At 34.4% G+C, this 11,811-nt stretch carries 13 protein-coding genes; 6 read left to right on the top strand and 7 right to left on the bottom strand.

Annotation, left to right across the window (positions count from 1 at the left end):
- Positions 1-23: 23 nt before the first annotated feature.
- From B5X64_RS02010 to rsfS, 3 genes are all read right to left on the bottom strand, one after another.
- A complete protein-coding gene (locus B5X64_RS02010) occupies positions 24-605 on the bottom strand; it encodes an LUD domain-containing protein (RefSeq protein WP_079463653.1) in 582 nt (193 codons plus the stop codon).
- 138 nt (positions 606-743) lie between these two features.
- Positions 744-2,753, bottom strand: a complete 2,010-nt coding sequence (gene ftsH / locus B5X64_RS02005) for an ATP-dependent zinc metalloprotease FtsH (protein ID WP_079463652.1) — start codon at positions 2,751-2,753, stop codon at positions 744-746.
- Between the two features lie 16 nt (positions 2,754-2,769).
- Positions 2,770-3,138: a ribosome silencing factor gene (rsfS, locus tag B5X64_RS02000; protein ID WP_079463651.1), complete on the bottom strand. Its 369-nt coding sequence runs from the start codon at positions 3,136-3,138 to the stop codon at positions 2,770-2,772.
- Between the two features lie 86 nt (positions 3,139-3,224).
- On the opposite strand from rsfS, the gene B5X64_RS01995 reads away from it, so the two are divergent.
- Positions 3,225-3,941, top strand: a complete 717-nt coding sequence (locus B5X64_RS01995) for a biotin--[acetyl-CoA-carboxylase] ligase (protein WP_079463650.1) — start codon at positions 3,225-3,227, stop codon at positions 3,939-3,941.
- On the opposite strand, the gene B5X64_RS01990 is transcribed toward B5X64_RS01995, so the two are convergent.
- The 4 genes from B5X64_RS01990 to B5X64_RS01975 form a co-directional block, all read right to left on the bottom strand.
- Complete coding sequence (locus tag B5X64_RS01990) at positions 3,935-5,047, bottom strand: LptF/LptG family permease (RefSeq protein ID WP_079463649.1); 1,113 nt, start codon at positions 5,045-5,047, stop codon at positions 3,935-3,937. The genes B5X64_RS01995 and B5X64_RS01990 overlap by 7 nt on opposite strands.
- 75 nt (positions 5,048-5,122) lie before the next feature.
- Entirely contained in the window at positions 5,123-6,253 is a 1,131-nt protein-coding gene (tgt, locus tag B5X64_RS01985) for a tRNA guanosine(34) transglycosylase Tgt (RefSeq protein ID WP_079463648.1), read from the bottom strand.
- A 41-nt stretch (positions 6,254-6,294) separates the two neighbouring features.
- Entirely contained in the window at positions 6,295-6,675 is a 381-nt protein-coding gene (locus tag B5X64_RS01980; protein ID WP_111944896.1) for a DUF4296 domain-containing protein, read from the bottom strand.
- The gene (locus B5X64_RS01975; protein WP_079463949.1) at positions 6,672-7,388 is read right to left on the bottom strand and encodes a polyprenol monophosphomannose synthase; all 717 of its coding nucleotides are present in this window, start codon (positions 7,386-7,388) and stop codon (positions 6,672-6,674) included. The genes B5X64_RS01980 and B5X64_RS01975 overlap by 4 nt, the downstream gene beginning before the upstream one ends.
- A gap of 76 nt (positions 7,389-7,464) precedes the next feature.
- Between B5X64_RS01975 and B5X64_RS01970 the strand changes: the two genes are divergently transcribed.
- The 5 genes from B5X64_RS01970 to B5X64_RS01950 all read left to right on the top strand — a co-directional run bounded on the left by B5X64_RS01970 (position 7,465) and on the right by B5X64_RS01950 (position 11,781).
- Positions 7,465-8,133: a DUF4271 domain-containing protein gene (locus B5X64_RS01970; protein WP_228418691.1), complete on the top strand. Its 669-nt coding sequence runs from the start codon at positions 7,465-7,467 to the stop codon at positions 8,131-8,133.
- A gap of 12 nt (positions 8,134-8,145) precedes the next feature.
- On the top strand, positions 8,146-8,886 hold the full coding sequence (locus B5X64_RS01965) for a uroporphyrinogen-III synthase (RefSeq protein ID WP_079463948.1): 741 nt from the start codon (positions 8,146-8,148) through the stop codon (positions 8,884-8,886).
- A gap of 90 nt (positions 8,887-8,976) precedes the next feature.
- A complete protein-coding gene (locus tag B5X64_RS01960; protein ID WP_079463645.1) occupies positions 8,977-11,019 on the top strand; it encodes a S9 family peptidase in 2,043 nt (680 codons plus the stop codon).
- Between the two features lie 20 nt (positions 11,020-11,039).
- Positions 11,040-11,399, top strand: a complete 360-nt coding sequence (locus tag B5X64_RS01955) for a four helix bundle protein (protein WP_228418689.1) — start codon at positions 11,040-11,042, stop codon at positions 11,397-11,399.
- 40 nt (positions 11,400-11,439) lie between these two features.
- A complete protein-coding gene (locus B5X64_RS01950) occupies positions 11,440-11,781 on the top strand; it encodes a hypothetical protein (protein WP_066676445.1) in 342 nt (113 codons plus the stop codon).
- Positions 11,782-11,811: the final 30 nt, after the last annotated feature.

Genomic DNA, 11,811 nt, shown 5'->3' with positions numbered 1-11,811 from the left:
AATTTAAAATTTAGAAAATGATGCTAATCCTCAATTAAGAGTAAAAACAGCTTCGTATTATTGTTTGCAGCAGCATCCAGCTTAGAATGGTTTCCGCTAATTGAAGTAAGGTTTTTGATATTTCCGGTACGTTTTATCTTGCCCATCGCGTCGTTCAAGTTATTGACGATCTGAGAAACATTCGCCATAATAATTATTTTACCGGGCAGCCTTGAAGAATGATAATGTAGAATATTATTGTGCGAAAGCATAATTCTGCCATCGTACGCAATAAGGTATTCGCATGATATAAAAGCGGCATCGTTACGCGATTCCAGCTCGGGCGTATTATCGATTTTGATTACATTCAAAAATCCTTGAAGATCTTTATCACAGCAAAAAACAGAATTGATCCCTTCGATTTTTAAAATCTGGTTCAAAGTCTGCAATGCTTCTGCTTCATCTGCACAATAGTTGAAAAAGCCACCAGAATGCGTAAATAATTGCGCAAACTTGTAGTCGAGATCAGCATTTTTCAGCGAATCTCCAAGCTTTTCCAGGCTCTGCCTCTCATCATCTTCTGGCTGGTTGGTAAGTCTGCTTACAATTCTTTTAAATAAACTCAACTTAGTATATTTTTAGTCAACTTATATACAAAAATAGAAAATATAATTATAATTCGTCTAAGAATATAGTTTAAATAACAAAAAACCCGACAAATAGATTATTCGTCGGGAGTTATTTTAAAATCCAAAGAGGATATTTTAGATTTGACTAGAACTTTCAGGAGCCTGAATTTCACTATCCTTCAGTTCTTCGTTGGGTTGCTCTTCTTCTTTTTCAAGAATAGGAATTGTATTGGTCACCGGTTTTTCAGTCAATTCCGGATCCCAAGCTCTTTGACCGAAAATCTCTTCCAAATCTTCGCGGAAGATAACCTCTTTCTCTAACAGTTTATTTGCTAAAGCATTCAACTTATCTTTATTCTCAGTAAGAATTCTTACCGCTCTCTCATATTGGTTTTCGATAATACCTTTAATTTCGGCATCAATCTTAGAGGCTGTCGCTTCAGAATACGGTTTTCCAAAACTATATTCAGACTGACCTGAGCTGTCGTAATAAGAAATATTCCCAATATTCGGGCTTAGACCGTAGATTGTAACCATCGCCTGAGCTCTTTTCGTCACTGTCTCAAGATCAGAAAGGGCACCCGTAGAAATATTATCAAAGATTACCTGCTCTGCAGCTCTTCCTCCTAAAGTAGCACACATTTCGTCTAGCATCTGCTCAGTCGTAGACAATTGTCTTTCTTCCGGAAGATACCAAGCTGCTCCTAAAGATCTTCCTCTCGGAACTATGGTTACTTTAAGAAGTGGTGAAGCGTGCTCTACCAACCAAGAAATTGTCGCATGACCTGCTTCGTGGAATGCCACTCTTCTTTTCTCAGAAGGCTTGATTGCCATATTTTTCTTTTCAAGACCACCGATAATTCTGTCTACCGCATCCAAGAAATCTTGTTTAGTAACCGACTCATGGCTGTTTCTCGCTGCAATAAGTGCTGCTTCGTTACAAACATTTGCAATATCTGCTCCACTGAAACCAGGAGTTTGCTTAGATAAAAACTCTCTGTCTATATTTTCGTCTAATTTGATTTTCTTTAAATGAACATCAAAAATCTCTCTTCTTTCATGCAATTCCGGAAGGTCAACATAAACTGAACGGTCAAAACGACCTGCTCTCATTAATGCTTTATCTAAAATATCTGCTCTGTTGGTCGCTGCCATTACGATAACGTTGACATCGGTACCAAAACCATCCATTTCTGTAAGAAGCTGGTTTAACGTATTTTCTCTTTCGTCGTTTCCGCCAGAGAAATTATTTTTACCTCTTGCTCTACCAATTGCATCAATCTCATCGATGAAGATAATTGCCGGAGATTTTGCTTTAGCCTGAGCAAACAAATCTCTCACTCTTGAAGCTCCTACCCCAACAAACATTTCTACAAAATCTGAACCTGACAATGAGAAGAAAGGAACTTTAGCTTCACCTGCAACAGCTTTTGCCAATAAGGTTTTACCTGTTCCCGGAGGGCCTACCAAAAGTACACCTTTAGGAATTTTACCTCCCAATTTTGTATATTTTTCAGAATTTTTCAAGAAGTCTACCACTTCCTGTACTTCTTCTTTTGCACCTTCTAAACCTGCAACATCTTTAAATGTTGTTTGAATTTTTTCTTTTTCGTCAAAAAGTTTTGCTTTTGATTTTCCGATAGAAAAAATTTGTCCACCAGGACCACCACCGCCGCCCATCTTTCTAAAAAGAATAAAATAGAAAAGACCTAGAATTGTAATCCAAATCAATGCCTGAATAAGAATACTCATTAAAGGGCTTTCACCTTCTGCATAATCTTTTGTTGTCTTTAATGCGGGATTCTCAGTTTTCAAAGTTTCAAACTTTGATAAAAACAACTGCAAATCACCATATTTAAGTGTATAATCTGCTTTTGGAGTCATTCCCAATGATGAGAATGGGTTTGAGCTTTTCTCTTGAGCTTTTACCGTTTCCGTTTTAGCAGCTTTGGTTAAATAGACTTCAGCATTTTGTTTTTGCTTGTCTATCAACACTTTCTGAATTTTCCCAGCCTGCATCTCTTTGAAGAACGAATCTTCATCGATCGATTTTGCACTGTTATCACCCATAGAAGTGGCGATAAAAAATAGCACAAGTGCTATAATCATTACAGGGAAAAACCAGTTAAATCCTTTATTATTCATTTATTACTTTTAAAATTTATACTTCACTTTCTATCCTTGTGATTTTTGCATCTCCCCAAAGTTCTTCAATATCGTAATATTCACGAGTCTCTTTTTGGAAAATATGCACCACCACCGAAACATAATCTACCAATACCCACATTGAGTTTTCTGTACCTTCTACATGCCAAGGTCTGTCTTGAAGATCGTTTCTCACTTTTTTTTCTACACTTCCTGCTAATGCCGAAACTTGTGTATTTGAGTTTCCGCTACAAATTATAAACGTTTCTGCAACTGAATTTTCAATATTAGTCAGGTCAAAAATCATAATGTCTTCACCCTTTACGTCTTGAATTGCCTCTACAATTTTATCTATTAGCGCTTGCTTTTCTGCTGTTTTATTCATTAAAATATACTATAATCTGCAAATTTATTGTTTTTCTTTTACTTTAGCCTTACTTTTAGCGTTTTAAAGTCTTAAAGTTTTCTTAAATGAGTGAGCTATTTTACCGCAATGCGTGTTATTCTACTAATGACGAAATAACTGAAGTTTTACTTTATCCGCAATCAAATTTTGTTGGTCTTTATACATTTAATCAAATAAAAGGACGGGGACAGTACGGAAACTCCTGGGCATCAGTAGCAGAACAGAATCTTGCTTACACACTGGCCATAAAAACCTCGTGCATTAATCACTCCGATTTCTTGTTCAATTATTATACCGCAATTGCTGTACAAAATTATCTTGCCAATATGACTGAAAAGATAGTAAAAATAAAATGGCCCAACGACATTATCGTTAAAAACAAAAAAGTAGTCGGGATATTGATTGAAAAGAAAAAAATCAATCAGGAGAACTATTTTGTTATTGGAATAGGAATTAACATTTTACAGGAAAATTTTGATAAAATTTCGAATGCAGGATCACTTTTAACGCAAACCGGGAAAAGATTTAATTTAAAACAATTTACAGAAAATCTGCATTCATTTTTAATTGAAAAATTCACTCATACCCCTAGCGATGATGAAATTTTAGCCGAATTTAATTCAAACCTATTTAAAAAAGATGAAATTTCTGTTTTTGAATTAGATAAAACACGACAAAATGGCATTATAAAAAATGCTGATAAAAATGGTGAAATCTGGATTGAATTGGAAGAATCTGGCCTAAAATCTTTTTACCACAAAGAAATCAAATTGCTTTATTGATTGGCTCGTTTTAGATATAAAAACAAGGTAATCGGGAAGAATATAATATTCGGGAACCACATCGCCAATGCTGGTGACATACTTTTGTTCTCGGAAACCACTTTTAAGGCTTCAAAAGAGAATACAAATACGAACGCCAAAGAAATACCTATCGCCAAGTTAATTCCCAAACCTCCTCTTTTCTTTTGTGATGAAAGAGAAAGCGCCAAAAACGTCAAAATAATAATAGAAACAGGCATTGAAGTACGCTGATGCAACTCGTTCAGGTGAGAATTTAGATTGCTGTTTCCTTTATCTTTTTCACGCTCAATGAATTTTACAAGCTCCGGAGTTACTTTATTTTGACCTAAGAGCTCGTTTGGAAAAAGCTCTTCAGGATCTTGTCCGTAATTTTTTTTCAACTCAAAACCTTGTCCAAGCTTTTCGGTATCATCTTTATTGATCGTTTTTTCTAAATAACTATTCAGCAAAAAACTTTTTTTATCTTGCTGCCAAATGACATCAGTTGCTTTAAGCTCATAGATGAGTTTTCGGTCTTTATCAAACTTCTGATACAGAAACCCGTAGCCTCGTTTTTCTCTTTTATTCCAGGAGTTAATGAAAATATATTCCGTTTTGCTGAGCTGAGCTGAAACAGGAGCTGTTCCCAGAATTTTCTCTTTAGCAGCGGCATTATAAGTATAGGCTTCTAGCTGGTTTTTCTTAACATTTGCCCAAGGCAAAACGAAATGATTCACCGTTAAAGAAATAAGAGCAATAAATAGAGAAGTCAGCAAATATGGTCGGGCAAATCTGTGAAAACTGGCACCACTGCTTATAATAGCAACAATCTCGGTATTATTTGCCATTCTTGAGGTAAAATAAATCACCGATATAAAAACAAGAATCGCCAAAAATGTTATCACCAAATTGATAATCCAATAAGGATAAAAGTGAATAAGAAAGTAGGTTAAATCTAATTTAGGATCAATTTCAGTTGCTTTTTCTATTCTGGGAATTTTCTGCTGAACATCAATTACCAAAACCACAATAGACAGCAATATCAACATGAAACTAAAAGTTCCAAGGTATTTTTTTACGATATATCCGTCTACTATCTTAAGCATTTTTATTTATTTTTTAAATAGAATTTCACCCTATTTTCTCTTAAATCGTTCTTATCAGGATTTCCCTTTTTATTTCTAAAGTCTTTGTCTCAATACAGGAATCACAGAATCTTTCCATTGGTAAAAATCTCCTGCCAAGATATGTTCTCTTGCTACTTTCACCAAATCTAGGTAAAATGCAAGATTGTGGATCGATGCAATTTGCTTAGCTAAATATTCTTTAGATACAAACAAATGACGTACATAAGCTTTAGAATATTCCTGATCTACAAAACTTGTCCCAAATTCGTCTAACGGAGAAAAATCTTTCTTCCATTTTTCATTTTTCATATTGATCACCCCTTGCCAAGTGAAAAGCATTCCGTTTCTTGCATTTCTGGTCGGCATCACACAATCCATCATATCGATTCCCAAACCGATTGATTCTAAAATATTCCAAGGAGTACCTACTCCCATCAAATATCTTGGTTTATCTTTTGGTAAAATATCAGTTACCTCATTGGTAATTCTGTACAATTCATCTTCAGGCTCCCCTACAGAAAGTCCGCCAATTGCATTCCCCTCGGCTCCTGCTTCTGAGATTACTTCTGCTGAAATTTTTCTTAAATCAGAATAGGTAGACCCTTGAACAATCGGAAAAAATCTTTGTTTATAACCATATAGCTCAGGATTTTCTGCATTCCAATCGATACATCTTTTTAGCCAACGATGCGTCATTTCCATAGATTTTTTCACTTGATTATAGTGTGCGGGATAAGCAACGCATTCATCAAATGCCATGAAAATATCTGCTCCAATTTGTCTCTGGATTTCCATTGATTTTTCAGGAGTGAATAAATGATAACTTCCGTCGATATGAGATTTAAATTTCACCCCTTCTTCAGACATTTTTCTGCTTCCTGAAAGTGAAAATACCTGAAAACCTCCTGAATCAGTAAGAATCGGAAGATCCCAATTCATAAATTTATGCAAACCTCCCGCAGCCTCCATTACTTCCATTCCGGGACGAAGATACAAGTGATAGGTATTCCCCAAAATAATCTGAGCTTTGATATCATCTTTTATTTCTCTTTGGTGAACAGTTTTTACACTTGCTACAGTTCCTACAGGCATAAAAATAGGTGTTTGAACAGTTCCGTGATCGGTCGTTAAAACTCCGGCTCTTGCTTTACTTTCTGAGGTTTTTTCTATATTAAAAAAATTCATTCTTATACATTTTAACTGCTTTCCAGGAAAGCATTACTTCATTACTGTCTTTCAAGTTTTGCTTTTGGCAATTCTACATCTTTCAATTGAGTATCGCCTATAATTTTCTTTTCAGACTTCGGATCTTTTTCTATAATAATTTTCTGGGCATCTTCTACAATCCCCTTCATTTTTTGTTTGATAATATAATATCGATAACTTGCAATAAAGTCTTCGTTCTTCACCTGATGCTTTTTCAGAATAAATCTTGTTCCACTTTCCAGATTGCTTCCAGGATACTGGTAAATAATCTGGTCATTAATCGCTAAATCAGCGATAATCTCAGACATCTTGGTTTTATCGATAAGATTTTTTGGTTTATCGATATACTCGTTACACGACAACAGACCCATTAAAATAAAAATAAAGAACAGTTTTTTCATAATCTGTTGATTATTGATTTCCATTTTAAATTTAAAACTCCAAATACGGCTTCATGGATGATTCCACCATTCATTTTACTTTCTCCCAAAATTCTGTTGGTAAAAATAATAGGAACTTCTACAATCTTAAAACCTTTTTTGAAAGCCCGGAACTTCATTTCAATCTGAAAGCCATATCCTTTCAATTTTACATTATCCAAGCCAATTTCTTCTAAAGTTTTTCTTGAAAAACATACAAAACCTGCCGTTGTATCATGAATTGGAAGGCCTAAAATAAATCTCACATATTTTGATGCAAAATATGAAAGTAAAACCCTTCCCATTGGCCAATTCACAACATTTACGCCTTTAGAATAACGCGACCCGACTGCCATATCTGCATTTTTGCAAGATTCAAAAAGTTTAGGTAAATCTTTTGGGTCGTGAGAAAAATCGGCATCCATCTCAAAAATGTAATCATAATTGTTTTGAAGCGCCCATTTGAAACCATGAATATATGCCTTTCCTAAGCCATCTTTAATATGTCTTATGGAAAGATGAAGGGTGTGAGGAAACTTTTTTTGAAGTTCTTTTACGATGTCTGCCGTTTTATCTGGCGAAGAATCGTCTACTACCAAGACGTGAAACTCTTCTTCCAATGCAAAAACAGCGGAAATTATATTTTCTATATTCTCCTTTTCGTTATAGGTCGGAATTATGACGAGTTTTTTCATTTCAATTTGCAAAGATAGTTTATTTAAGCTTTTTATTTTAAACAAAATAATCGATAATTTTGCAAAAAATATTGCGTTGCCTGTATTACAAAATTTTAAAAACGAAGTAAGAATACCCGAAAATAATGATTGGGTGGTTTTTATCCTCATCGGATGTCTATTTTTATACATCTTTATGATGAATGTGATAGAGCGTGAGGCCAATCTTAAAGATTTTCTTCTGCAGAAATATTATGACGCCAGCAATAATCTTCCCAGCTGGATTATAACGTCGCTCGTTACGGCTTTAAGCTTAAGTGTTCTTATTTCTCAATATGTACCTATTGTTCCGAAATATGTAACCGACTTTCAACCTTTTGGATACCAACTTAATAAGATAGGATATACTGCGATAATTATTTCACTTTTTTATTCATTCCGAACTGCGCTCGGCTTTTTATTTTACCAAGCGATAGGCGACGGCAAAAAATGGAGTATTTTTTACTTTACCTCCACAAAATTCCACTTTATACTTTCAGCTTTGCTGATTATTTTGTGCATAAGCCACTACTACTTCCCGATTGACAGAAATAGTGCATTTATTTATTATATCTATTTTTTTTCTTTTGTGTTCATTTTCAAGGTGTTTTTCTATTTGTTTCACAGAAACAACATCTTACCCGAAAAATGGTATTATAAATTTTTGTATATTTGCACCCTCCAAATTGCACCTCTGTTGATGCTTTGGAAGTTATTATTTATTTAATAAAAGTACATGATGAGAATAAAGTCAATATTGGTTTCTCAACCAGCACCTAGTGAGTCTTCTCCATATCTGGAAATTGCGAAGAAGGAAAAAATAAAGATTGACTTCCGCCCTTTTATCCACGTCGAAGGAGTAGATAACAAAGAACTTAGAACACAGAAAATAGACCTTACGCAGCATACCGGTATTATTTTTACCAGTAAAAATGCAATAGACCACTATTTCAGGCTTGCAGAAGAGTTAAGATTTGCCGTGCCAGACACAATGCGATACATTTGCCAGTCTGAAGCGATTGCCAATTATCTACAAAAGCATATTGTGTATAGAAAAAGGAAGATTAGTTTTGGTGAAAAAAACTTTGCCGACCTTTTACCTCTTTTCAAAAAATTTCCTTCCGAAAAATACCTATTACCCTCTTCAGACGTATTAAGCCCGGATATTCCAAAAACTTTGGATGCAGCCAATATCGAATGGACGAGAGCAATTATGTACAGAACAGTATGCAGTGATTTGACAGATATCAACATTAAAGATTACGACATGTTGATTTTCTTCAGTCCACAAGGAATAAAATCTCTACAACAAAATTTCCCTGACTTCAAACAGGAAGATACAAAAATAGGCGTTTTCGGACCCACTACTTCAGCAGCAGCAACAGATGCAGGCTTAACAGTAGATTTAATGGCTCCTACAAAAGAGACACCTTCTATGACTATGGCACTTGAAAAATACATCAAAAGCCTACACAAATAGTTTTAAAGTATCTGATACAAAATAGCCGTCTTTTCGATTAAAAGAAAAGATGGTTTTTTTTTAATTAAATTTGAACAAGAATTAACATTAATGAAAGCTCCCACGGCAAAAAAAATAGAAAAAGTACTCGAAATACACGATGACAGAAGAATTGATAATTATTTCTGGATGAATGAAAAAGAAAATCCTGAGGTTATACAATATCTTGAAGAAGAAAATGCCTATGCAGACTTTGTAATGAAAGATTCTGAGGAATTTCAGGAGGAGCTTTTTCAGGAGATGAAAGCCCGATATAAAAAAGATGATGAATCTTTACCTTATTTCTTTAATGAATATTGGTATATCGTGCGCTATGAAGAAGGAAAAGAGTACCCGATTTTCTGCCGTAAATATAAATCTCTCGAAAACGAAGAGGAAATTGTTCTGGATGTTAACATTCTTGCAGAAGGAGAAGAGTTTTTTGAAGTTGCCAATGTTGCGGTAAGCCCAAATAACAAATTAGCATCATTTTCATCAGATAATGTTGGGAGAAGAATTTACACTTTAAATTTTAAGGATTTAAAAACCAATGAAATTCTTCCTGATAAAATTGAAAATACTACCGGAAAAGCAGTTTGGGCAAATGATAACGAACACGTTTTCTACATTATAAAAGATGAAAGTTTAAGAGCTTACAAAGTCTACAGACATAAATTAGGAACCAACACTTCTGAAGATGTTTTAATTTTCCATGAAGAAGATGAAACTTTTGATGTAAATGTTTTCAAGACAAAATCTATGGAATACATTTTCATGGCGAGCTCGAGTACAATTTCAGATGAACATCATTTTATTCCGGCAAATAATGTTTTTGCAGAATGGAAAGTCATTCAGCCCAGAATTGATGATCTGGAATATTCTGTAGAACATTATGAGGATGAATTTTACATTATTACCAATGCAGACGACGCTACCAATTTTAAAATTGTAAAAGCAAAAATCGACAATTGCGGAATGGAAAACTGGGTAGATGTAATTCCGCACCGTGAAGAAGTCTTATTGGAAGGATTTGAGATTTTTAAAAATTATCTCATTCTTGAAGAAAGAGAGGAAGGTTTATTGCAAATAAAAATTATCGACGAAAAAACTCAGGAATCGTATTATTTACCTTTTTCAGACCCTACTTACACCGCTTACATTGGAACAAATCTAGAATTTGATACGGAAGTTTTGCGTTATGGTTATACTTCTTTAACTCAGCCAAACTCGACTTACGAATATAATTTAAAAGATAAAACGACCAAACTCCTGAAACGACAAGAAGTTTTGGGTGGGAAATTTTTCCCTGAAAATTATATTTCTGAAAGAATCTGGGCGGACTCAAGAGACGGTGAAGAAAAAATTCCGATTTCTTTGGTTTATCATAAAGACACTAAAAAATCTGCAGATACTCCGGTCCTTTTGTATGGTTACGGAAGTTATGGTCATACTGTTGATGCAAGTTTTTCTAATGTGAGATTATCAATTCTAGACAGAGGATTTATTTATGCAATCGCTCATATTCGTGGTGGAGAATATCTTGGAAGAGAATGGTATGAAGACGGAAAAATGCTGTTTAAGAAAAATACATTCTTCGATTTTATTGATGCTGGGAAACATTTAATTAAAGAAAATTACACCTCTTCAAAGCATTTGTATGCAATGGGCGGAAGCGCAGGCGGATTATTGGTGGGAGCTGTGATGAATTACGAACCTACTCTATTCAACGGAATTGTAGCGCAGGTTCCTTTTGTAGATGTTGTTTCTACGATGTTAGACGAAACCATCCCTCTTACAACCGGGGAATATGACGAATGGGGAAATCCGAATGACGAAGAATATTATCATTACATGAAAGAATATTCGCCATATGATAATGTTGAAGCAAAAGATTATCCGCACACATTGATTACGACTGGTTTTCATGATTCTCAGGTACAATATTGGGAACCGGCAAAATGGACTGCAAAACTGAGAGAATTAAAAACGGACAATAATCTTCTGATTTTCAAAACCGATATGAGTTCGGGACACGGCGGTGCAAGCGGAAGATTTGAATCATTAAAGGAAGACGCATTGGAATATGCATTCCTCTTAATGATAAATGATAAATGATAAGCGATAATTTATAAATGATGGATAACTTAGATTACAATAAGGTTTTCGCAATAAAAACAAAACAAATTGCAATAAGTATTATTAAGGAATTTTCAAAACTTCCTTATAACGAAGCCTTTTCTGTAATAAGAAAGCAAATATATCGATCATCTACATCAATGGCTGCAAATTACAGAGCAATGTGTAGAGCAAGATCAAAAGCTGAACGCTTTTCAAAACTATCCATCGTTATTGAAGAAACCGACGAAACTTTATTTTGGCTTGAAATGCTTGAAGAATTGAACTATGTTCAAAACGAAATTTTATTAGATTTAAAAATCAAAACAGAAGAAGTTCTGAAAACGACTTCTTCGTATCGTAAAATGCTAAAGGACTAATCTTTATCATTGATCAACTATTATTTATCATTTATATATTATGACAGAAAGTGAAATTTGGCAAAAAATAGAACAATTTTTCATTGAAAATTTTGATACCGAAAAAAACGCTCCGATAGAGACTTATCTATTCTTAATCGGCATCCAGGAACTGGGAAGCGGACAGCAGAAATATACTAAAGACGACAAACTGAATATCCTTCACATTGCAGTTTGCCGTTTACTGGAACCTTTCGGATATTTTAAATTTTCACATTACGATGACGACGGTTACCCTCATTTTGAGGAGACGGAAAAACTTCCGGAGCTGAAACCTAACGAGCAGCAAATCCTGATGAAAAAAGCAATTATTCAGTATTTTCAGGATGAAGAATTAATTTGAAAAGGAGATAATTTGAAAATTGATTAATTA

The sequence above is a fragment of the Chryseobacterium balustinum genome (assembly GCF_900168205.1).
GTDB classification, from domain to species: Bacteria; Bacteroidota; Bacteroidia; order Flavobacteriales; family Weeksellaceae; genus Chryseobacterium; species Chryseobacterium balustinum.
The sequence above is the reverse complement of the archived record's forward strand: the minus strand, read 5'-3'. Positions and strand labels throughout refer to the sequence as shown.